Raw genomic sequence first — 21,410 nt, 5'->3', positions numbered from 1 at the left:
TCGTCCGCGTCAACGCATGGCTCACCGGAACACCCTTCGCCCCCACCCGGACATCCCACTTCGCAGCCCTCCGCCCCACCGGATAGAACCGGTGGGGCGGAGCCGAGGGGCATTCGCCAACGGTGTCTACGACAATGGGGGCGCCCCTTCGAAAAGGAGCGCCCCCATTGTCGTACCGGAACTACCGGAACAACTGGCCCGTCACGGCCAGTTCCCCCCATTGCCGTTCCCGTTGTTCCCGCCGTCCTGCCCCTCGAAGAGGTTCTCGGGGATGGAGAAGGTGGGCGTCGGTTCGGCGCCGCCGTTGCCGCCGCCGTTGCCGCCACCGATCAGACCGCCGATGAGGCCGCCGTTCTCGTCGCCGTTGTCACCGTCTTCGTTGCCGTTTCCGTCGCCATCGCCGCGGCCCTTGTCGGCGTCCGGGATGTCGACGAGGTTGAACGGGGGCGCTTCCTTGTCCGCCAGCGCGCCGGTCATCATGTCCCGCCAGATGGGGCCGGGGACCTCACCACCGAACACCTTGTCGTAGTCGACGCCGCCGATGGTGATGTCGGACATCTGCCGGTCGTGCGCGGGGTCGCCGACCCAGACGGCACCGGCCATGTTGGGCGTGTAGCCCACGAACCAGGCGGCGTAACGCTCGTCCGTCGTACCGGTCTTACCGGCGCTCGGCCGGCTGCCGAGTCCGGCCTGTGAACCCGTACCGTCCTCGACCACGCCTCGCAGCAGCGTGTTGACGGTGTCGGCCGTGGTCTCGGACATGGCGCGCGAGCAGGTCGACTTCGGGACGTCGAGCGACTTGGTCTGCCCGCCGATCCGCTGGCTGATGGACTCGATGGCGACCGGTGTGCAGTACATCCCGCGCGAGGCGAAGGTCGCGTAACCGGCGGCCATGGTCAGCGGGGACATCTCCTGGGTGCCGAGGGCGATCGCCGGACCCTGGTCCATCTTCGCGCCGTCCGCCCGCTGGACGCCCATCTTCTTGGCCATCTCGACCACCGGGCAGGTGCCGATGTCGGCGATCATCTCCACGAAGTAGGTGTTGACGGACTTCGCCGTCGCTTCCTCCATGGAGTACGGGCCCACCTCGGTCTCGTTCTCGTTGGTGAGCGTGACCGGGTCGGGCCCGTCGTTGCGGTAGACCTTGCCGTCGCACTGCTGGATCGGGCTCGGGTAGTTCATCTCGTACGGCGCCGCATACGTCTTGTTCGCCGGCATACCGCCCTCCAGCGCGGCGGCCGCCACGATCGGCTTGAACGTCGATCCGGGCTGATAGCCCGCGCCGCCGCCCATCGCCCGGTTCACGGAGAGGTTGATCTGCGTCTCGTTCTTGCCGAAGCCGTACGGACGCGACTGGCCCATCGCCAGGATCTTGCCGGTGCCCGGCTCGACGATGGTGGCGGCGGTCGCCACTTCGTCGGTCTTGTACACGTGATCCTTGATCGACTGCTGGGCCGAATCCTGGGCCTGCGGGTCGAGCGTCGTACGGATCGTCAGACCGCCCTGGTTCCAGACCTTCGCCCGGGCCTCCTTGGTCTTGCCGAAGGTCCGGTCGCTCAGGAACACCTCGCGCACGTAGTCGCAGAAGAAGCCGGCGCCCTTGACCGCCGTGATGCACCCGTTCTTCGGCTTGCTGACCTTCAGCCCCAGCGGTGCCTCCTTGGCCTTGTCGGCCTCCGCCTGGGAGACGTCGCCGACGTCGGCCATGCGCTGCAGCACGGTGTTGCGCCGCTTGGTGGCCTCGGCCTCGTCGTTGACCGGGTCGTACCGGCTGGGGGACTGGACGATGCCGGCGAGGAGGGCCGACTCCTGGAGGCTGAGGTCCTTCGCGGACTTGGAGAAGTACCGCCGTGCGGCCGCCTCGACGCCGTACGCCTGCTGGCCGAAGAACGTGATGTTCAGGTAGTTCTCGAGGATCTTCTTCTTGCCGAGCTCCTCCTCGACCTGGATCGCGAACTTCAGCTCCTTGATCTTGCGGCCGAGGGTCTGCTGGGTGGCCTGGGCGACCTTCGTCGGGTCGTCGCCGGCCTCCTCCACGAAGACGTTCTTCACATACTGCTGGGTGAGCGTGGACGCGCCCTCGGCGACGCCGCCGCTCTGCGCGTTCCGGTTCAGCGCGCGCAGGACGCCCTTGAGGTCGATCGCGCCGTGCTGGTAGAAGCGCGAGTCCTCGATGGCGACGATCGCCTTCTGCATGTACGGCGAGATGCTCTTGAGGTCGACCACCGTGCGGTCACGGGAGTAGACCGTGGCGATCTGGTCGCCCTTGGCGTCGAGGATGGTGGTGCGCTGGCTCAGCGGTGGCTGCTTGAGGTTGGTCGGGATCTCGTCGAACCCCTCGACCGATCCCTTCGCGGCCAGCCCCAGCGCGCCGAACGCGGGCAGCGCGATGCCGGCCAGCACGGCTCCCGCGAGCACACTGACACCGAGGAACTTTGCGGCCTCCTGCGTGGGCGACAGCCCACCACCCGAGCGCTTCTTTCGCATGAGGGCAGCCTAATCCGTACTTGAGTCCGATCCGAGGGACCCATGCGTCCTGAGAGGTTCGAACCCATCACATACAGGGGTACACACAAGGGTCCCGAGCCCGTCCGCATCACGGCATGACAACGCCGACCGCCTACCTTCTCATTCGCCGGACACGCGGACAGGCCTTGGCCTAAGCTGCTCTCAACTGTCACAGCAGTGAGGTCACGTATCAATACGTCCGGCGACCCCGAATCGTTCCGGAGGTAGCCCAACTTTTTTACGGGGCGCGTGTCCGAATCCGCCTTGTGTGTCACTCGGCGTCCGTTGTGACTCTGGAGACCTGTCCCGGTTTGCCGGGATGATCACGCATGTCGTCACCTCACTCCCCCGGGTGATCTGCCGCTTACCCATAGTCCGTTCGGGCCATTCAAGATTGGGCCCGCTGGGGGTGTTGCGCCGTGCCCACCTTCCGTAACGTCCTCAACTGGCGGCGGTGAATATGCCGCTGCCGCCGTGGGGGAGCCTCGATTCGGGAGAGGACGGCGCCGGTATGGGCTGGGTAACCGACTGGAGTGCGCAGGCGGCCTGCCGCACTACCGATCCGGATGAACTGTTCGTTCAAGGAGCAGCGCAGAACAGGGCCAAGGCGGTGTGCACCGGATGCCCGGTGCGGACCGAGTGCCTGGCCGACGCGCTGGACAACCGCGTCGAGTTCGGCGTGTGGGGAGGAATGACCGAGCGGGAGCGCCGCGCACTGCTGCGCAGGCGACCCACCGTGACCTCCTGGCGCCGACTGCTGGAGACCGCGCGGACGGAATACGAGCGGGGGGCCGGCATCCTGCCCCTCGACGACGACGAGGTGTACGAGAACTACGCGGCGGTGAGCTGAGGCCACCCCTTCACGGGGTTTCCCTCAGTCACTGCTCGGCAGCTCCGGCCGGTGGGCCGCGAGTCGGTTCCCGATGTCCCGCAGCCCCGCGAGATCGTGTACATCGCCGGGCAGCGCGGCCACTTCGGCCATCGCCACCTCGGGGTGGAGCGCGGTGAAGCGATCACGTGTGCGCTGCTCGCGGAAGAGCAGCTGCATACGCTCGGCGTGCAGCCTCAACAGGCCTGCGGTGAGTTGGTCGACGGAGCGCTCCGGGTCCGGGTCGGCGGTATCGGCGGGGGAGCCTTCGGCCGGCACTGGTGTTGCGGGAGCGGGAGATTCTGAACTGCCCTGCGGGTCGGGAGAGTTACGAAGTCCAGCTTTCCCGCCCTCCTGATCGACAATGCGGGGCTCTTCAAGATTTTCCGCGGCGGGGTCTCCCACGGGATCGCCCACGAGATCAAGGTTCTCCGCGGCGGCGAGCGCCCGCTCGGCCGACAGCCGGGTGGCGCCGCTGCCGTGGACCCGGTTGAGCACCAGACCCGCCAGCGGCATGTCCTCCGCGGCCAGCCGCTCCACGAAGTACGCCGCCTCCCGCAGCGCGTCCCGCTCGGGTGCCGCGACCACCAGGAACGCCGTCCCGGGTGCCTGCAGCAGCTTGTACGTCGCGTCCGCACGCGTACGGAAGCCGCCGAAGGTCGTGTCCATCGCAGCCACGAACGTCTGTACGTCCTTCAGGAGCTGTCCGCCGAGCAGCTTGCCGAGAGTGCCGGTCATCATCGACATGCCGACGTTCAGGAACTTCATCCCGGCGCGGCCGCCCAGCTTCGCCGGGGCCGTCAGCAGCCGGATCAGTCGGCCGTCCAGGAAGGAGCCGAGCCGCTTGGGCGCGTCCAGGAAGTCCAGCGCGGAACGGGACGGGGGCGTGTCGACGACGATCAGGTCCCACTCGTCCTTCGCCCGCAGCTGCCCCAGCTTCTCCATCGCCATGTACTCCTGCGTGCCCGCGAAGCCCGCCGAGAGCGACTGGTAGAAGGGGTTCCCCAGGATCGCGGCCGCCCGCTCGGGGTCCGCGTGCGCCTCGACGATCTCGTCGAACGTGCGCTTCATGTCGAGCATCATGGCGTGCAGTTCGCCCTCGCCGTCCACGCCCTTCACCCGGCGCGGGACGTTGTCGAGGGAGTCGATGCCCATGGACTGGGCGAGCCGGCGGGCCGGGTCGATGGTGAGGACGACCACCTTCCGGCCGCGCTCGGCGGCCCGCAGTCCCAGCGCCGCCGCCGTGGTCGTCTTGCCGACCCCGCCCGAGCCGCAGCACACCACGATGCGGGTCTTCGGATCGTCGATCAGCGGATCGACGTCGAGCATGCGCGTGGGGGAGAGGTGGTGGCGGGCGGTGTCGTGCGTGTGGGCCGAGTGGTCCGGACTCATGACATCCCCTGTTCCCGCAACTCGGTGGCCAGTTCGTACAGTCCCGCCAGGTCCATGCCCTCGGCGAGCAGCGGCAGTTCGTGCAGCGGCAGGCCCAGCTCGCTCAGGACGGCCCGCTGTTCGTGCTCCAGCGCGTACCGCTCGGCGTACTCCTCGGCCTGCTGCAGCAGCGGATCGACCAGCTTCTCGGCGTTCCCGCCGCGTCGCGCGCCGCCGAGCCCGGCAGCGGACAGCGACCTGGCGACCGAGGTCCGCGGCACGGCTCGTACGAGATCCAGATCGGCCGCGTCCAGCACCTCGGGCCGCACCATGTTCACCATGATCCGCCCCACCGGCAGCCGCGCTCCCCGCAGCTCGGAGATCCCGTCCACGGTCTCCTGCACGGGCATCTCCTCGAGCAGCGTCACCAGGTGGACGGCCGTCTCCTTGGACTTCAGCACCCGCATCACGGCCTGCGCCTGATTGTGTATCGGGCCGATCTTCGCGAGCCCGGCCACCTCGTCGTTGACGTTCAGGAAGCGGGTGATGCGCCCGGTGGGCGGCGCGTCCATGACGACGTAGTCGTACACGAACCGCCCGGCCTTGTCCTTCCTGCGCACGGCCTCGCATGCCTTGCCGGTCAGGAGTACGTCCCTCAGGCCCGGTGCGATGGTGGTGGCGAAGTCGATGGCGCCGAGTTTCTTCAGGGCTCTGCCCGCACCGCCCAGCTTGTAGAACATCTGGAGGTAGTCCAGCAGGGCCAGTTCGGGGTCGATGGCGAGTGCGTACACCTCCCCGCCCCCGGGAGCGACGGCGATCTTGCGCTCCTCGTAAGGCAGCGCCTCCGCCTCGAAGAGCTGTGCGATGCCCTGCCGACCCTCGACCTCGACGAGAAGCGTGCGCTTCCCCTCGGTGGCAAGGGCCAGCGCGAGTGCGGCGGCCACCGTGGTCTTACCGGTTCCGCCCTTGCCGCTGACGACCTGGAGCCTGCTCACATATTCGAGCCTAACCAAACGGCCACCGGAGTACGCCGGAGGCTGTGGACAACGTGCGCGCGAGGCCTCGTGCGGCAGCGGATACAGTCGGCCCCATGACCAAGTGGGAATACGCAACCGTGCCACTGCTCGTCCACGCCACGAAGCAGATTCTGGACACCTGGGGCGAGGACGGCTGGGAGCTCGTCCAGGTCGTGCCCGGGCCGAACAACCCCGAGCAGCTGGTGGCCTACCTGAAGCGGGAGAAGCAGTGAGCGCGGTCGAGACGAAGCTGGCCGAGCTCGGCCTGACCCTGCCGGAGGTCGTCCCGCCGCTCGCCGCGTACCAGCCGGCCGTGCTCAGCGGTGTGTACGTCTACACCGCCGGCCAGCTCCCGATGGTGGACGGCAAGCTTCCGGTCACCGGCAAGGTGGGCGCCGAGGTCACGCCCGAGGAGGCCAAGGATCTCGCCCGCACCTGTGCGCTGAACGCCCTCGCCGCGGTCAAGTCCGTCGTGGGTGACCTGGACCGCATCGCGCGCGTGGTGAAGGTCGTCGGCTTCGTCGCCTCGGCCTCGGACTTCACCGGCCAGCCGGGTGTCCTCAACGGAGCGAGCGAACTCCTGGGCGCGGTCCTGGGCGACAAGGGCGTGCACGCGCGCAGCGCGGTGGGCGTGGCGGTGCTGCCGCTGGACGCGCCGGTGGAGGTCGAGGTGCAGGTGGAGCTGGTGCCGTAACGGCGCCGGGTACATCTCGAACATCAGCCCACCCCGGGATACCCTCCGCCCATGGCAAACGGGCAGTGGTATCCCCAGGAGTGGCCGGCCCTGATCCGCGCCCTCGCGGAAGGAACCCTCACCCCGGTCACCCCGAGGCGCGCGGCCACCGTCATGCTCCTGAAGGACACCGACGCCGGCCCCGCCGTCCACATGCTGCGCAGACGCGCCTCCATGGCCTTCGCCGGAGGCGCGTACGCGTATCCGGGCGGCGGAGTCGACCCGCGCGACGACGACCACCACATCCGCTGGGCGGGCCCCACGCGCGCGTGGTGGGCGGACAGACTCGGCGTCGACGAGACCACGGCGGCTCAGGCGATCGTCTGCGCGGCGGTCCGGGAGACGTACGAGGAGGCAGGCGTCCTTCTCGCCGGCCCCACCCCCGACTCGGTCGTCGGTGACACCACCGGCGACGACTGGGAGGCGGACCGTGCCGCCCTGGTCGCCCGGGACCTGTCCTTCGCGGAGTTCCTGGAGCGCCGCGGCCTGGTCCTGCGGTCGGATCTGCTGGGCGCCTGGACCCGCTGGATCACCCCGGAGTTCGAACCCCGCCGCTATGACACCTGGTTCTTCGTGGCCGCCCTCCCCGAGGGCCAGCGCACCCGGAACGTCTCCACGGAGGCCGACCGCACGGTGTGGACGGCACCGGCCGACGCCGCCGCGACGTACGACAAGGGCGAGCTGCTGATGATGCCGCCCACCATCGCGACCCTGCGTCAGCTGTCCCCGTACGCCACGGCCGCCGCGGCGCTCGCCGCCGCCCCCGAACGTGACATGACCCCTGTCCTGGCCAAGGCCCGCCTCGAGGACGACGAGATCGTGCTGTCCTGGCCGGGCCACGACGAGTTCACGAAGCACATCCCCACGGGCGGGGCCTGAAGCATGACGCACGCCAGAGCCCCTCGCACGAACCGGACCGCCACCCCGTACCCCCCGGAGGATCCCCTCGTATGACGGACGCAGCCGCCCTTCCCGGCCAGCCGAGGGGCGGGGACCCAATTCCTCGTGCGCCCCTCGCACTGCTTCGCAGGCTTCGGGACGCTGTGCCGGCCTCCGATCGGCGACCTGACGTGCTGCCCAGCCTGACGGGAGGAACCTCCGCATGACGGACGCAGCCGCCCTCCCCGGCCAGCCAAGGGGCGGGGTCCTCTCGGGCCCCGCCACCCCACGGGCCGTCAACGTCCTTGCGCCCAACGCCTCGGCGATGACCCTGGACGGCACCAACACGTGGATCCTGTCGGAGCCCGACTCCGAACTGGCCGTGGTGGTCGACCCGGGCCCACTGGACGAGAGCCACCTGCGCACCGTCCTCGACAGGGCCGAGAAGGCCGGCAAGCGCATCGCCCTGACCCTGCTGACGCACGGTCATCCCGACCACGCCGAAGGCGCCGCCCGTTTCGCCGAACTGACGGGCACGAACGTGCGGGCCCTGGACCCGGCGCTGCGGCTGGGTGACGAAGGGCTGGCCGCAGGGAATGTGGTCACGGTCGGCGGCCTGGAGCTGAGGGTCGTACCGACGCCCGGGCACACCTCGGACTCCCTGTGTTTCCATCTCCCGGCCGACCGGGCGGTCGTGACCGGCGACACGATCTTGGGCCGCGGCACGACGGTCGTGGCGCACCCCGACGGCCGCCTGGGCGACTATCTGGACTCCCTGCGACGGCTCAGGTCCCTCACCGTCGACGACGGCGTCCACACCGTCCTGCCGGGCCATGGACCGGTCCTGGAGGACGCCCAGGGCGCCGTCGAGTTCTATCTCGCCCACCGCGCCCACCGTCTCGCCCAGATCGAGACGGCCGTGGAGGACGGCTACCGCACGCCGCCGGAGGTCGTCGCCCATGTGTACGCGGACGTGGACCGTTCCCTGTGGCCCGCGGCGGAGTTGTCGGTACGGGCCCAGCTGGACTACCTGGAGGAGCACGGCCTCATCTAGGAGTTGGGCCGGGGCGCTTTGACGCCGTGCACGCGCGCGTACTCCTCGGCGAGCCACGGCCCGAGGTCGTCGACGTACGACGTGAGGATGTCAGGGTCGCCGGTCGGCTCGCAGCCGAGGACGGCGGCGGCACGCATCTGCTCCCCGCGCGCGGGGTAGTACGCGGCGAACGCCTCGGCCATTTCGGCCAGATCGCTCGTCCAGCCGTTCCAGCGCGGCATCACGAGCGTGAAGCCGGTGCGGACGAGGCGGCGGGACATGAGGCGTACGAGGGGCCGCCGGGCCTCGTCGGCGGAGTCGGCCGCGGCGATCTGCTCGCGCCAGCGGGGGAGCAGCGTCGCGAGGTCACCGTTGGTCTCGCGGGCGAGCAGCGAGTCGGGCCGGTAGCGCGGCAGGTACTCGGCGAGATCCTCGCCGAGCAGCGGCGTGCACAGGCATGCGACGAACCACCCCAGGCCGTACCGCTCCAGCTCGCTCAGCACCTGTGCCCGGCTGACCAGCAGGATCCCGACCCCGTCGACCTGCGGAAACTCCTTGTCGACCGCCTCACCCAGCGTCCGCGCCCCCTCCCGGTCCGCGTCACCGGGCTCCTCGCGCAGCACGGCGAGCAGATCCAGATCACTGCGCCCCACGCGCGCGGTGCCCCGCGGAATCGACCCGTAGAGGTACGCGCTGTCCAACCGCGCCCCGAAGAGATCGAGTACACGGTCCCGGGTGGCGGCGACGACCGGACGGAAGTCGGGCGGGACCCGCCCGAGAGTGCCCTCACGCTCGATGAAGCCGAGGGAGTCGAGCCCTCTGCGGGGAACGGCTGCGGCCATGGGGTCACTGTGCCCTGACGGAATCGCCGGGGCCGGTCGTTGACGTCGTCAACTGCGTGGCTACCGCGAACGCTTGGCGAGCCGCTCCACGTCCAGCAGGATCACCGCGCGCGCCTCGAGGCGGAGCCATCCGCGCTGGGCGAAGTCGGCGAGCGCCTTGTTGACCGTCTCGCGGGAGGCGCCGACCAGCTGGGCCAGCTCCTCCTGCGTGAGGTCGTGGACGACGTGGATGCCCTCCTCGGACTGCACGCCGAAGCGGCGGGAGAGGTCCAGCAGGGCGCGCGCGACACGGCCGGGGACGTCGGAGAAGACCAGGTCGGACATCTGGTCGTTGGTCTTGCGCAGCCGGCGGGCGACGGCGCGCAGCAGCGCGGTGGCCACCTCGGGGCGGGCGTTCAGCCAGGGCTGGAGGTCGCCGTGGCCCAGGCCCAGCAGCTTGACCTCGGTCAGCGCGGTGGCGGTCGCCGTGCGCGGGCCCGGGTCGAAGAGCGACAGTTCGCCGATGAGCTCGCCGGGGCCGACGACGGCCAGCATGTTCTCGCGGCCGTCGGGCGAGGTGCGGTGGAGCTTGACCTTGCCCTCGGTGACGACATAGAGCCGGTCGCCCGGGTCGCCCTCGTGGAACAGGGAGTCGCCACGTGCGAGGGTCACCTCACTCATGGAGGCGCGCAGCTCCGCGGACTGCTCGTCATCGAGCGCCGCGAAGAGCGGGTTGCGCCGCAGAACGTCGTCCACGAGTTCTCTCCTTGTCGACCTGCTCAGGGGATCACTCCCCCGCGTACCAGGGGACCGTGCTCCCCATTTTGCCGGACGGTCCAAACAGTGTGATCTGTCACAAGGATGCCGCACAGGTGTGCCGAGGTACGCGGCAGGGGTCCAATCGGGGGCCGATCTCCCGGGTCCGGGGCGGATGTCAGTGCCGGGCTTTAGGCTGGCCGGGTGTCCAAATCGCCGGTGAGAGCACAGGCCAAGGGGGCTGGACGGGTGGTTGTACGTCGGGATTCTGCTGTGGGCGAACAGATCCCCACCGGCGGAGAGAAAGCGACAAAAGTGACAAAGGAGCCTGTGGAGAAGCTTGCGAAAAAGAAGGCCGCGGTGAAGAAGGCGCCTTCGAAGCCTCAGAAGGCCCCGAAGCCTCCGAAGGACGAGTCCCGCACCGCCCTCGTCCGCCGAGCCCGCCGGATCAACCGCGAGCTCGCCGAGGTCTACCCGTACGCCCACCCCGAGCTGGACTTCGAGAACCCCTTCCAGCTCCTGGTGGCCACCGTGCTGTCCGCCCAGACCACCGACCTCCGCGTCAACCAGACCACCCCGGCGCTCTTCGCCAAGTACCCGACGCCCGAGGACCTTGCCACCGCCAACCCCGAGGAGGTCGAGGAGATCCTCCGCCCGACCGGCTTCTTCCGGGCCAAGACCAAGTCGGTGATGGGGCTGTCGAAGGCCCTCGTGGCGGACTTCGGCGGCGAGGTCCCCGGCAGGCTCGAAGACCTCGTGAAGCTCCCCGGCGTGGGCCGCAAGACCGCGTTCGTCGTGCTCGGCAACGCCTTCGGCCGCCCCGGCCTCACCGTGGACACGCACTTCCAGCGGCTGGTGCGGCGCTGGCAGTGGACCGACGCGACCGAGCCGGACAAGATCGAGGCCGCTGTCGCCGCGCTCTTCCCGAAGAGCGACTGGACGATGCTCTCGCACCACGTGATCTTCCACGGCCGGCGCATCTGCCACGCCCGCAAGCCCGCCTGCGGCGCCTGCCCCATCGCCCCGCTCTGCCCGGCGTACGGCGAGGGCGAGACGGACCCGGAGAAGGCGAAGAAGCTGCTCAAGTACGAGAAGGGCGGCTTCCCGGGCCAGCGCCTGAAGCCTCCGCAGGCGTATCTGGACGCGGGCGGCAAGCCGGCGCCGCCGCTGGCGGCCGGATGAGTCCTCAGGAACGATCTCGGTGCCGTCCCGCGTTGGGCAGTGCAGGACGACGGGGGTGGCGATGACGCGCGCAAGCGATACACAGGGCGGCTCGGTGGCGCTCAGCAAGGAGGGCCTGCCCGGCTGGCTCGATCCGGTGGTGCGCGCGGTGGAGACGGTGCAGCCGCTCCAGCTGAGCCGCTTCCTGCCGCCGGAGAACGGCGCGGGGCGCCAGTCCGCCGTACTGATCCTGTTCGGCGAGGGCGAGCGCGGTCCCGAGCTGCTGCTGATGGAGCGGGCGAGTTCGCTGCGCTCGCACGCCGGGCAGCCGTCCTTCCCGGGCGGTGCCCTCGACCCCGAGGACGGCGACCCGAAGACCGACGGGCCGCTGCGGGCCGCTCTCCGCGAGGCCGAGGAGGAGACCGGCCTTGACCCGGGCGGCGTCCAGCTCTTCGGCGTGCTGCCCAAGCTGTACATCCCGGTCAGCAGCTTCGTCGTGACCCCGGTGCTGGGCTGGTGGCGCGAGCCGAGCCCGGTCGATGTGGTCGATCCGAACGAGACCGCGCGCGTCTTCACCGTTCCCGTGGCGGATCTCACGGATCCCGCCCACCGCGCCACCACCGTTCACCCCAGCGGCCACCGAGGACCGGCATTTCTGGTCGAATCGGCCCTGGTGTGGGGGTTCACGGCGGGGATCATCGACCGCCTGCTGCACTACGCGGGCTGGGAGCGACCATGGGACCGAGAGAAGCAGGTCCCGCTCGACTGGCGGTCATGACAAGGTGGGCGCCGTGTTGTGTCTACCCGGGGGGAACGCTGTGTTCGATCGCCGCTGCGCGGCAGGGTGGACCCCCGAAGCCGACTGTGGGGACCGCGAAGTGATGAGGCGAGGCTAGAAGCGGTGAACGTGCTGGACATCCTGTTGCTGGTCGCCGCCGTGTGGTTCGCGATCGTCGGCTATCGCCAGGGCTTCGTCGTCGGCATCCTGTCGGTGATCGGCTTCCTGGGCGGCGGTCTCGTCGCGGTCTATGTGCTGCCCGTCATCTGGGACGCGCTGACCGACAACGCCGAGGTCGGCACCACCGCCGCCGTCGTCGCGGTTGTCGTCGTCATCGTCTGCGCCTCCGTCGGCCAGGCGCTCACCACCCACCTCGGCAACAAGCTGCGCCGGTACATCACCTGGTCCCCGGCCCGCGCGCTGGACGCGACCGGCGGAGCGCTCGTCAACGTCTTGGCGATGCTCCTGGTCGCTTGGCTCATCGGCTCCGCCCTCGCGCAGACCACGCTGCCCACGCTGGGCAAGGAGGTCCGCAACTCCAAGGTGCTGCTGGGGGTGTCGGAGGCCCTGCCCACCCAGGCCGACACCTGGTTCAAGGACTTCACCTCGGTCCTCGCGCAGAACGGCTTCCCGCAGGTCTTCAGCCCGTTCTCGAACGAGCCGATCAAGGAGGTCGCGCCCCCGGACCCGGCCCTCGCGGGCAGCCCCGTCGCCGCCCGCGCCCAGCGCTCCATCGTCAAGGTCATGGGCACCGCCGAGAGTTGCGGCAAGGTCCTCGAAGGCACCGGCTTCGTCTTCTCCGACCGCCGCGTCATGACCAACGCGCATGTCGTCGGCGGCGTCGACGAGCCCACCATCCAGATAGGCGGCGAGGGCAGGAAGTACGACGCGACGGTCGTCCTCTACGACTGGGAGCGCGACATCGCCGTACTCGACGTACCCGATCTGGACGCTCCGGCGCTCAAGTTCACCACCGAGGACGCCGGCAGCGGGGACAGCGCGATCGTCGCCGGCTTCCCGGAGAACGGGGCGTACGACGTGCGGTCCGCGCGGGTCCGCGGGCGCATCACGGCCAGCGGTGCGGACATCTACCACCGCGGCACCGTCAGCCGCGACGTCTACTCCCTGTACGCGACCGTCCGCCAGGGCAACTCCGGTGGCCCGCTGCTCACCCCCGAAGGCCAGGTGTACGGCGTGGTCTTCGCCAAGTCCCTCGACGACGCCGAGACGGGGTACGCGCTCACCGCGGACGAGATCCAGGAGGACATCGCCAAGGGGCGCACCGCGAACCAGCGGGTGGACAGCGACGACTGCGCTCTGTAGGCCGTACGGAGCTCAGCCGCGCGTATGACGCAGCCGCACGGAGACCCAGCGGGCCCGGCGGCGCAGGATGTGCGGGATGCCCACGCGGAGGTCGGTGCCCGGCAGCTGCGGGGTGCCTCGCTGGTGAGAGCTCAGGGCGTTGCCCGAGCGTCGATTGCGTGCCGCGTCACTGTAGTCGTGCGTCCAGCCCATACCCGGACGTGTGCCCCTGCCCCAAGGTCGATAACCGCCCCCACGCCCCCCAATTGGCTTATGCGCCAGGCATTTGGCTGTTCGTAGGACGGTTGTTCCGAACGGGCGACACGGCCCGCGTCGACACGGTCACCGATCGGGTTCGGGATCCTTCAGCCAGCTGATCAGTTCGGTCGAGAAGGCCACCGGATCCTCCTCGTGCGGGAAGTGCCCGAGCCCGTCGAACAGGCGCCAGCGGTACGGCGCTTCGACGTACTCTCCGGAGCCGGCCGCGCTGCGGGTCCGCAGCACCGGGTCCAGGGAGCCGTGGAGATGGAGTGTCGGGACCCGTACGGGCCGCTTCATCCGCCGGTTGAACTGGACGCCGTCCAGACGGGCGAGGGACCGCACCATCCACCGGTACGGCTCGATCGAGCAGTGCGCGGTCGACGGGATGCACATGGCGCGTTGGTACGTCTCCACCGCCTTGTCGTCCGGCAGGCTCGGCCCGGACCAGTCCCGCATCAGCCGGGCGACGAGCGCCCCGTCGTCCGCGACGAGCTGCCGCTCCGGGATCCAGGGCCGCTGGAACCCCCAGATGTACGAACCCGCGGCCGTCTGCCGGACGTCGGAGAGCATCGCGGCCCGCCAGCGCCGCGGATGCGGCATCGAGGTGACCGCGAGCCGCCGTACGAGCTTCGGGCGCATCACGGCCGCCGTCCACGCCATATAGCCGCCCAGGTCGTGCCCGACGAGCGCGGCGTCCGGCTCGCCGAGCGACCGTACGACGCCCGTGATGTCGAGGGCGAGGTTGCCCGGGTCGTAACCCCGGGGCGTACGGTCGCTGCCGCCGACGCCCCGCAGGTCCATCGCGACGGCCCGGAACCCGGCGTCGGCGAGCGCGACGAGCTGGTGCCGCCAGGTCCACCAGAACTGCGGAAAGCCGTGCAGCAACAGCACCAGCGGCCCGTCGCCCATCTCGGCGATGTGGAAGCGCGCGCCATTGGCGGCCACTTCCCTGTGTGTCCAGGGACCGTCCGGCCGTACGACAGAGGCGGGCTGCGCCGAAGGGTCGGTCATGACGACGAGCGTGCCACAGCTTCGATGGCCTCCGGGACCCGGTCCTGCGGCAGTTCGGCACGCGGGTGCGGCTTGGCCTTCTGCAGGACGACCGCCGTCTCCTTCACGGAGGCCGCGACCTTCTGTGGGCCCTTGCCCTTCTTGGCCTTCTTCGCGAACACGACGCCGACCAGCGCCAGGACGAGCGCGATCAGCACGTTCGCCGCGAAGGACAGCAGGAAGCAGACCGCGAGATTCCAGTCGCTCCAGGTCCGGATGCCGTACGCCAGCGCGAAGTTCAGCATCGGCAGGGAGAACACCAGCACGCCGGCGGCCACCGAGAACGCGCCGCCGCTCATCGCCCCGCGCTTGACGTCCTGCTTGAGCTGCGCCTTGGCCAGCGCGATCTCGTCGTGCACCAGCGCGGACATCTCGGTGGTCGCCGAGGCGAACAGCTGGCCGATGCTGCGTTCGGTACCGACCGGGCTGCCGTCGGGTGCGCTCATCGCGGTCTCCCTCTCCTGCCTGACTTCTTTTCGACGGTCATTTTGTACCGTCCCGTCAGATCATGCCGGACCGTCGTCCTCGTCGCCTGCCCCGGTCGTCACTTCGGCATGCCCGTGCCGTTCTCCGCGGTCATCAACTCGGCGATCCGGCGGTGCTCGGCGGCCTTGCGCTCATAGATGCCGGCCATCCGCAGGTGGTACGCCGGGTCGTCCTCCTCGTAGATGTCCGGGATGCCGTCGAGGTCGTCGTCGCGCTCCTCGTCCTCGCACATCTTGCGGTACTTGGCGTTCCGCACCTTCAGCAGGACGGTCGCCAGACCCGCCGAGATGAGCGAGCCCAGCAGCACGGCGGCCTTGATCTCGCCGGTCAGCCCCGCGTCGCCGTCGAAGGCCAGCTCGCCGATCAGCAGCGAGACGGTGAACCCGATCCCGGCCAGCGAGGCCACCGCGAACACGTCAGGCCAGGCGAGGTCGTCGCTGAGCGAGGCCCTGGTGAAACGTGCCGTCAGCCACGTGCCCCCGAAGATGCCGAGCGCCTTGCCGACGACCAGACCCAGGACCACGCCGAGCGTCTCCGGCTGGGCGAATACGTGGCCCAGGGCGCCCCCCGAAAGGGAGACACCGGCGCTGAACAGCGCGAACAGCGGCACGGCGAGGCCCGCCGACAGCGGCCGTACGAGGTGCTCGATGCGCTCGCCGGGGGAGTGGTCCTCGCCCTCGTGGCGGTGGCAGCGCAGCATCAGGCCCATCGCGACGCCCGCGATCGTGGCGTGGATGCCGCTGTTGTACATCAGCCCCCAGATGACGAGGCCGAGCGGGACGTAGATGTACCAACCGCGTACGCCCTTGCGCAGCAGCAGCCAGAAGACGAGCAGGCCGGCGACGGCACCGCCGAGCGCGGCGAAGTCGATGGTGTCGGTGAAGAAGACCGCGATGATCAGGATCGCGAACAGGTCGTCGACGACGGCGAGGGTCAGCAGGAAGGCACGCAGGGCGCTCGGCAGGGACGTACCGATGACCGCGAGCACCGCCAGCGCGAACGCGATGTCGGTGGCGGTGGGCACGGCCCAGCCCTCCAGCGAGCCGCCGCCGGTGACGTTGGTGAGGGTGTAGACGAGCGCCGGTACGGCCATCCCGCACAGGGCCGCGACGACGGGGAGCACGGCGGCCTTGGGGTCGCGCAGATCACCGGCGACCAGCTCACGCTTGAGCTCGATACCGGCGACGAAGAAGAAGATCGCGAGCAGTCCGTCGGCCGCCCAGTGCGCGATGGAGAGGTTCAGGCCGAGCGCTTCCGGGCCGAGGTGGTAGTGGCTGACGCTTTCGTAGCTGTCGTGCAGCGCCGGTACGTTCGCCCAGATCAGCGCGGCGATCGCGGCGAGGAGCAGCAGCACACCGCCGACCGTCTCGGCGCGCAGGGCGTCCGCCACGAAGGTTCGCTCGGGCAGGGACAGACGTCCGAAAACCTTGCGGTTGCTGGCGTTTTCCCTGTTGCGGGCGGGCGCGGCCACGAGGAGACCTCCGGTCGGTGGGCAGGACGGAACACATGCCGACCAGACTTCCCGGCGCACCTTGATTCGTTGTTACGTTCTTGACGGTTTGCTTAGCTTACCTAAGATGCGGCCGGGCTCGTCGGGGGATCTTCACGTTAATCGCAAAAGGGGCACCCGGCGCGCTTGTCGCCGGGTGCCCCTGAGGGCGTTCTTCAGTCCTCTGCCTCGCTCAGTCCTCGCTCGGCGCCGCCGGAAGCTTCGCCTGGATGAGGTCCATGACCGTCGAGTCGGTCAGCGTGGTGACATCGCCGAGCTGACGGTTCTCCGCCACGTCCCGCAGCAGACGGCGCATGATCTTGCCGGAGCGGGTCTTCGGCAGTTCCGCGACCGGCAGGATCCGCTTCGGCTTGGCGATGGGGCCGAGGGCGGCGCTGACGTGGCTCTGCAGGTCGGCGACGAGGTTCTCGGTCTCCGACGCCGTGCCGCGCAGGATCACGAAGGCGACGATGGCCTGCCCGGTCGTCTCGTCGGCCGCACCGACGACGGCCGCCTCCGCGACCGACGGGTGCGAGACGAGCGCCGACTCCACCTCGGTCGTGGAGATGTTGTGCCCGGACACGAGCATGACGTCGTCCACCCGGCCGAGCAGCCAGATGTCGCCGTCGTCGTCCTTCTTCGCCCCGTCACCGGCGAAGTACTTGCCCTCGAACCGCGACCAGTACGTGTCCAGGAACCTCTGGTCGTCACCCCAGATGGTGCGCAGCATCGACGGCCACGGCTCGGTGAGCACCAGATAGCCACCGCCGCCGTTGGGCACCTCCCGCGCCTCGTCGTCGACGACGGTCGCGGAGATACCGGGCAGCGGGACCTGAGCGGAACCCGGCTTGGTCTCCGTGACGCCCGGCAGCGGCGAGATCATCATCGCGCCGGTCTCGGTCTGCCACCAGGTGTCCACGATCGGCGTCCGGTCGGACCCGATGTGCTTGCGGTACCAGATCCAGGCCTCGGGGTTGATGGGCTCACCGACCGAGCCGAGGACACGGAGGGAGGAGAGATCGAACTTCGCGGGGATGTCGTCGCCCCACTTCATGAACGTACGGATCGCGGTCGGCGCCGTGTAGAGGATCGTCACCCCGTACTTCTGCACGATCTCCCAGAACCGCCCCTGGTGCGGGGTGTCCGGCGTGCCCTCGTACATCACCTGGGTCGCGCCGTTGGCCAGCGGCCCGTAGACGATGTACGAGTGCCCGGTGACCCAGCCGACGTCGGCCGTGCACCAGTACACGTCCGTCTCCGGCTTGAGGTCGAAGACGGCGTGGTGGGTGTACGCGGCCTGCGTGAGGTAGCCGCCCGAGGTGTGCAGGATGCCCTTCGGCTTACCCGTCGTACCGGACGTGTAGAGGATGAACAGCGGCTGCTCGGCCTCGAAGGGTTCCGGCGTGTGCTCGGCGGACTGCCGATCGACGATCTCGTGCCACCACACGTCCAACTCGTCGTTCCAGGCGACCTCCTGGCCCGTACGGCGGACCACGAGCACATGCTCGACATTGCCCGCCTTGGTGATCGCCTCGTCGACGGCCGGCTTCAGCGCGGACGGCTTGCCGCGCCGGTAGCCGCCGTCGGACGTGATGACGACCTTGGCGTCCGCGTCCTGGATACGGGTCGCGAGCGCGTCCGCCGAGAAACCGCCGAAGACCACGGAGTGCGCTGCGCCGATCCGGGCGCACGCCAGCATCGCGATCGCGGTCTCGGGGATCATCGGCATATAGACGGCGACCCGGTCGCCCTTGCGCACGCCCAGCTCCAGCAGGGCTCCCGCGGCCTTGGAGACCTCGTCCTTCAGCTCGGCGTAGGTGATGGCGCGGCTGTCGCCGGGCTCCCCCTCGAAGTGGATGGCGACCCGGTCGCCGTGCCCCGCCTCGACATGCCGGTCGACGCAGTTGTACGCGACGTTCAGCTCGCCGTCCTTGAACCACTTGGCGAACGGCGGGTTCGACCAGTCCAGTGTCTCGGTCGGCTCCTTGGCCCAGGTCAGCCGCCGGGCCTGCGTGGCCCAGAAGCCGAGCCGGTCAGCCTTGGCCTGTTCGTACGCCTCTGCCGTGACGTTGGCGTTCGAGGCCAGGTCAGCGGGCGGCGCGAAGCGTCGCTCCTCTTTCAAGAGGTTGGCCAGGCTTTCGTTGCTCACGACATCTCCCTTTCCCAGGGTGTCCGTTGTGTCCCAGGCCACAGCTCATCAGACCGGGGGGCCCGATGACAAGGGTCGACCGGAAATTGGTTTAGACCTGTCGATCCGGTTCCGTAGCGGTCTTCTGGTGGCCGGGGTCATCCCTTCCCACGGACGGCGGAGCCGGCGAGTTCAGATGGTGTAACGCCTCTCACATCGCTGGTCACGCCGATACGTCCGCCGCGCCCACCCAGCCGAACACCTCGCCCCCGTCCGACTCGGCGAGCAGGTACGCCTGCGCCTCACCCACGTGGAAGTACATCCCGTGCAACTCCAGCGAGCCCTCGCGCAGCGCGCGGGTCACCGACTCGTGGGCGCGCAGGTGCTCCAACTGCTGGACCACATTGGTCAGGCAGAGCTGCTCGACCGCGTCGGCGGGCCGGCGTCCGGCCAGCCGGGCCCAGGGGCGGCTGTCGTCGGCCATCCGCTCCAGGCTGGGTACCCCGTGCCGCAGCCACCGCTTGAGCGGCGTCTGGACGTCACCGGACTCGGAGTCGAGCAGCGCCTGCATGGCTCCGCACCCGGAGTGCCCGCACACCGTGATGGACCGCACCTTCAGCACCTCCACCGCGTACTCGATCGCGGCCGCCACCGAGTCGTCCCCGCTCTCCTGACCGGGGGGCGGCACGAGGTTGCCCACATTGCGCACCACGAACAGATCGCCCGGACCACTGGAGGTGATCATCGACGTGACCAGCCGTGAGTCGGCGCAGGTGAGGAAGAGCTGAACCGGCTGCTGTCCCTCGCGCGCCAGCCGGGCCAGCTCGCCCCGCACCAGCGGCGCGGTGTTGCGGTGGAACGCGTCGATGCCACGGGCCAGTTCATGACTGCTGGGCCCGATCTCGGCCGTTTCGGCGAGGCCGGTCGGCTGCCCGTCGGGCATGGCCGCGGACCGCGGGGGTTCGCACTGGTGGTTGCGCCACGGTGTCCAGGGACGGCAACGGCAGCCGGCGTGCTCACCGTTACCGGTGCCGACGGGCTCGGCGATCCGGACCCCGGTGCGACGGCCGCTCACCTCGGCGGTGCCGCCGTGCGCGGTGTGCGCGTTCTGCCAGTCCTGCAGTGACTCGTACGCCGCATGGTCCATGAAGGAGCCGTCCAACTCGACGACGACATGGGCCCCTTCGGGCACGAGATGCAGGGCACGGCTGAGCCTCGGCACCGCGAGGAACGTCAACTGCCCTCGTACATGGACGTGATGGACTCCTTCCTTCTCTTCGTGCGTGATGCGTGTGCGGGTGAGGCGATGCAGGGCGACGGCGACGGCCACGGCGATCCCCAGCGCCACGCCCTCCAGGACGCCGAGGAGCACCACGCCGAGTGTGGTGACGGCGTACACCAGCACTTCTCGGTGGCGGGTCACCGTGCGGATGTGGTGCAGGGACACCATCTGGATGCCGACGGCCATCACCAGGGCGGCGAGCGAGGCGAGCGGGATGAGCTCCAGGATCGGGACCATCAGCAGCGCGGCGACTACTACGAAAACGCCGTGCAGCATCGTGGAGTTCCGGCTCACGGCACCGGATTGGACATTCGCCGCGCTGCGCACCGCGACCCCGGTGACCGGCAGTCCGCCGAGCGTGCCCGAGACGATATTGGCGGCGCCCTGGCCGCGCAGCTCCCGGTCGAGGTCGGCGCGTGGCACGGGCGGCGCCTGAGTCCGGGCGGCGGCCAGCTTGTCCACGGCCACCGCGGACAGCAGCGACTCCACTCCGCCGACCAGGGTGATGGTCAGGACGGCGGCGACGATCCCGAGCACCGGGCCTTCCGGCAGCCCGGCCAGGGCGTGACTGCTCCACGAGGGCAGATCGACCCGGGGCAGCCGCAACCCGGCGAGAGCGGCCACCGCCGTCGCCGTCGCCACCGCGGCGAGGGGCGCCGGCAGCAGTCGTACGACTCGCCCCACCGGGCCCGGAATCCGTGGCCAGACCAGCAGCACGGCCAGCGTCAGGGCGCTCATGGACAGGGCGGTGGGATGCGGGTCGGCCAGCTGGGAGGGCAGTTCGCGCACGTTGTCGACGACCGAGCTGTGCGGGGTGCCGCCGAGGACGATGTGCAGTTGGGCGACGGCGATGGTGGCGCCGATGCCGGCCAGCATGCCGTGCACGATGGCGGGGCTCACGGCGAGCGCGGAGCGCGCCACGCGCAGGAAGCCCAGGCCGAGTTGGGCGAGACCGGCGAGCACGGTGATGGCGCAGGTCGTACGCCAGCCGTAGCGCTGGATGAGATCGGCGGTGACCACCGTCAGGCCGGCCGCGGGGCCGCTGACCTGGAGCGGGGCGCCGCCGAGGCGTCCGGCGACGAGCCCGCCCACGGCGGCGGCGACCAGTCCGGCCTGGAGGGGCGCGCCGGTGGCGAGGGCGATGCCGAGGGACAGGGGCAGAGCGATCAGGAAGACCGCGATCGAGGCCGACACATCGGCGCCCGCGATACGGAAGCGGCGCCGGGACGGCGGAGGGCTGTGGGGCTCGTGCTCGGGCCGGGGGGAATCGGATGGGCGGGTGGGGACGCAGGCTGACATGGTTCCCGTCTCCTCCGGGGCAGCGCGGTCGCGGATCTGGTGGTCCTCCGCTCGGTGGCGGGGGGTCGGGTCGCGGCCGTGGGTCACGGCGTGCAGCGGCGGGATGAATCAACGCTCGGTAAATGGATCGTAATGGAGAGTAAAGGGCGAGCATAGATTTTTCGAGCAAATGGGCTAATGCATAACTCT

18 protein-coding genes and 1 pseudogene are annotated in these 21,410 nt (G+C 69.8%); 8 read left to right on the top strand and 11 right to left on the bottom strand.

All coding sequences use genetic code 11. The annotated features are described in order from the left end of the window. Positions 1-201 precede the first annotated feature (201 nt). Positions 202-2,487 (bottom strand): transglycosylase domain-containing protein, encoded by a 2,286-nt coding sequence (locus tag ACTWQO_RS42040; protein ID WP_443242645.1) that lies wholly within the window; start codon positions 2,485-2,487, stop codon positions 202-204. Positions 2,488-3,019: 532 nt separating this feature from the next. Between ACTWQO_RS42040 and wblA the strand changes: the two genes are divergently transcribed. Beyond that, entirely contained in the window at positions 3,020-3,358 is a 339-nt protein-coding gene (gene wblA / locus ACTWQO_RS42035) for a transcriptional regulator WblA (protein ID WP_067033339.1), read from the top strand. 24 nt (positions 3,359-3,382) lie between these two features. Here wblA and ACTWQO_RS42030 read toward each other — a convergent pair whose 3' ends face one another. Together ACTWQO_RS42030 and ACTWQO_RS42025 are read right to left on the bottom strand one after the other, a co-directional pair. After that, the gene (locus tag ACTWQO_RS42030; protein WP_443242644.1) at positions 3,383-4,768 is read right to left on the bottom strand and encodes an ArsA family ATPase; all 1,386 of its coding nucleotides are present in this window, start codon (positions 4,766-4,768) and stop codon (positions 3,383-3,385) included. Continuing rightward, entirely contained in the window at positions 4,765-5,742 is a 978-nt protein-coding gene (locus tag ACTWQO_RS42025; protein WP_443242643.1) for an ArsA-related P-loop ATPase, read from the bottom strand. The genes ACTWQO_RS42030 and ACTWQO_RS42025 overlap by 4 nt, the downstream gene beginning before the upstream one ends. A gap of 95 nt (positions 5,743-5,837) precedes the next feature. Here ACTWQO_RS42025 and ACTWQO_RS42020 point away from each other — a divergent pair, with 95 nt between their 5' ends. The 4 genes from ACTWQO_RS42020 (at position 5,838) to ACTWQO_RS42005 (ending at position 8,429) form a co-directional block, all read left to right on the top strand. Further along, positions 5,838-5,996, top strand: coding sequence for a DUF4177 domain-containing protein (locus ACTWQO_RS42020; protein ID WP_003991873.1), 159 nt, complete (start codon positions 5,838-5,840; stop codon positions 5,994-5,996). Next, complete coding sequence (locus tag ACTWQO_RS42015; RefSeq protein ID WP_443242642.1) at positions 5,993-6,457, top strand: RidA family protein; 465 nt, start codon at positions 5,993-5,995, stop codon at positions 6,455-6,457. The genes ACTWQO_RS42020 and ACTWQO_RS42015 overlap by 4 nt, the downstream gene beginning before the upstream one ends. A gap of 51 nt (positions 6,458-6,508) precedes the next feature. After that, on the top strand, positions 6,509-7,375 hold the full coding sequence (locus ACTWQO_RS42010; RefSeq protein WP_443242641.1) for an NUDIX hydrolase: 867 nt from the start codon (positions 6,509-6,511) through the stop codon (positions 7,373-7,375). A 223-nt stretch (positions 7,376-7,598) separates the two neighbouring features. Beyond that, positions 7,599-8,429 (top strand): MBL fold metallo-hydrolase, encoded by an 831-nt coding sequence (locus tag ACTWQO_RS42005; protein ID WP_443242640.1) that lies wholly within the window; start codon positions 7,599-7,601, stop codon positions 8,427-8,429. On the opposite strand, the gene ACTWQO_RS42000 is transcribed toward ACTWQO_RS42005, so the two are convergent. Together ACTWQO_RS42000 and ACTWQO_RS41995 are read right to left on the bottom strand one after the other, a co-directional pair. Next, complete coding sequence (locus ACTWQO_RS42000; RefSeq protein WP_443242639.1) at positions 8,426-9,250, bottom strand: nucleotidyltransferase domain-containing protein; 825 nt, start codon at positions 9,248-9,250, stop codon at positions 8,426-8,428. The genes ACTWQO_RS42005 and ACTWQO_RS42000 overlap by 4 nt on opposite strands. Positions 9,251-9,310: 60 nt before the next feature. After that, on the bottom strand, positions 9,311-9,985 hold the full coding sequence (locus ACTWQO_RS41995) for a Crp/Fnr family transcriptional regulator (protein ID WP_155056914.1): 675 nt from the start codon (positions 9,983-9,985) through the stop codon (positions 9,311-9,313). A 285-nt stretch (positions 9,986-10,270) separates the two neighbouring features. On the opposite strand from ACTWQO_RS41995, the gene nth reads away from it, so the two are divergent. The 3 genes from nth to ACTWQO_RS41980 all read left to right on the top strand — a co-directional run bounded on the left by nth (position 10,271) and on the right by ACTWQO_RS41980 (position 13,247). Beyond that, entirely contained in the window at positions 10,271-11,167 is an 897-nt protein-coding gene (nth, locus tag ACTWQO_RS41990) for an endonuclease III (protein ID WP_443242646.1), read from the top strand. A 61-nt stretch (positions 11,168-11,228) separates the two neighbouring features. Then, positions 11,229-11,924, top strand: a complete 696-nt coding sequence (locus ACTWQO_RS41985) for an NUDIX hydrolase (RefSeq protein ID WP_443242638.1) — start codon at positions 11,229-11,231, stop codon at positions 11,922-11,924. A 123-nt stretch (positions 11,925-12,047) separates the two neighbouring features. Beyond that, complete coding sequence (locus ACTWQO_RS41980; RefSeq protein WP_443242637.1) at positions 12,048-13,247, top strand: MarP family serine protease; 1,200 nt, start codon at positions 12,048-12,050, stop codon at positions 13,245-13,247. 12 nt (positions 13,248-13,259) lie between these two features. On the opposite strand, the gene ACTWQO_RS41975 is transcribed toward ACTWQO_RS41980, so the two are convergent. The 6 genes and pseudogenes from ACTWQO_RS41975 to ACTWQO_RS41950 form a co-directional block, all read right to left on the bottom strand. Next, entirely contained in the window at positions 13,260-13,439 is a 180-nt protein-coding gene (locus tag ACTWQO_RS41975) for a hypothetical protein (RefSeq protein WP_301982934.1), read from the bottom strand. A 129-nt stretch (positions 13,440-13,568) separates the two neighbouring features. Then, the gene (locus ACTWQO_RS41970; protein WP_443242636.1) at positions 13,569-14,498 is read right to left on the bottom strand and encodes an alpha/beta fold hydrolase; all 930 of its coding nucleotides are present in this window, start codon (positions 14,496-14,498) and stop codon (positions 13,569-13,571) included. Continuing rightward, entirely contained in the window at positions 14,495-14,983 is a 489-nt protein-coding gene (locus tag ACTWQO_RS41965) for a phage holin family protein (protein WP_443242635.1), read from the bottom strand. Before ACTWQO_RS41965 ends, ACTWQO_RS41970 begins: the two co-directional genes overlap by 4 nt. A 60-nt stretch (positions 14,984-15,043) precedes the next feature. Continuing rightward, positions 15,044-16,494 (bottom strand): annotated as a pseudogene (nhaA, locus tag ACTWQO_RS41960) (Na+/H+ antiporter NhaA). Positions 16,495-16,705: 211 nt separating this feature from the next. Next, positions 16,706-18,661 carry an acetate--CoA ligase gene (gene acs, locus ACTWQO_RS41955; protein ID WP_443242634.1) on the bottom strand — a complete coding sequence of 652 codons (1,956 nt, stop codon included), beginning with the start codon at positions 18,659-18,661 and terminating at the stop codon, positions 16,706-16,708. Positions 18,662-18,863: 202 nt separating this feature from the next. Next, positions 18,864-21,221: a bifunctional SulP family inorganic anion transporter/carbonic anhydrase gene (locus tag ACTWQO_RS41950; RefSeq protein ID WP_443242633.1), complete on the bottom strand. Its 2,358-nt coding sequence runs from the start codon at positions 21,219-21,221 to the stop codon at positions 18,864-18,866. Positions 21,222-21,410 lie beyond the last annotated feature (189 nt).

The organism is Streptomyces sp. 4N124 (assembly GCF_052245395.1).
Lineage (GTDB): Bacteria > Actinomycetota > Actinomycetes > Streptomycetales > Streptomycetaceae > Streptomyces.
The sequence above is the reverse complement of the archived record's forward strand: the minus strand, read 5'-3'. Positions and strand labels throughout refer to the sequence as shown.

Coding starts and splice junctions, on each gene's coding strand:
- ACTWQO_RS41970 (WP_443242636.1), bottom strand. CDS start 14,498: ATGACCGACCCTTCGGCGCAGCCCGCCTCTGTCGTACGGCCGGACGGT.
- ACTWQO_RS41985 (WP_443242638.1), top strand. CDS start 11,229: ATGACGCGCGCAAGCGATACACAGGGCGGCTCGGTGGCGCTCAGCAAG.
- ACTWQO_RS42005 (WP_443242640.1), top strand. CDS start 7,599: ATGACGGACGCAGCCGCCCTCCCCGGCCAGCCAAGGGGCGGGGTCCTC.
- ACTWQO_RS41950 (WP_443242633.1), bottom strand. CDS start 21,221: ATGTCAGCCTGCGTCCCCACCCGCCCATCCGATTCCCCCCGGCCCGAG.
- ACTWQO_RS41965 (WP_443242635.1), bottom strand. CDS start 14,983: ATGAGCGCACCCGACGGCAGCCCGGTCGGTACCGAACGCAGCATCGGC.
- ACTWQO_RS42000 (WP_443242639.1), bottom strand. CDS start 9,250: ATGGCCGCAGCCGTTCCCCGCAGAGGGCTCGACTCCCTCGGCTTCATC.
- wblA (WP_067033339.1), top strand. CDS start 3,020: ATGGGCTGGGTAACCGACTGGAGTGCGCAGGCGGCCTGCCGCACTACC.
- ACTWQO_RS42040 (WP_443242645.1), bottom strand. CDS start 2,487: ATGCGAAAGAAGCGCTCGGGTGGTGGGCTGTCGCCCACGCAGGAGGCC.
- ACTWQO_RS41975 (WP_301982934.1), bottom strand. CDS start 13,439: ATGGGCTGGACGCACGACTACAGTGACGCGGCACGCAATCGACGCTCG.
- ACTWQO_RS42030 (WP_443242644.1), bottom strand. CDS start 4,768: ATGAGTCCGGACCACTCGGCCCACACGCACGACACCGCCCGCCACCAC.
- ACTWQO_RS42010 (WP_443242641.1), top strand. CDS start 6,509: ATGGCAAACGGGCAGTGGTATCCCCAGGAGTGGCCGGCCCTGATCCGC.
- ACTWQO_RS42020 (WP_003991873.1), top strand. CDS start 5,838: ATGACCAAGTGGGAATACGCAACCGTGCCACTGCTCGTCCACGCCACG.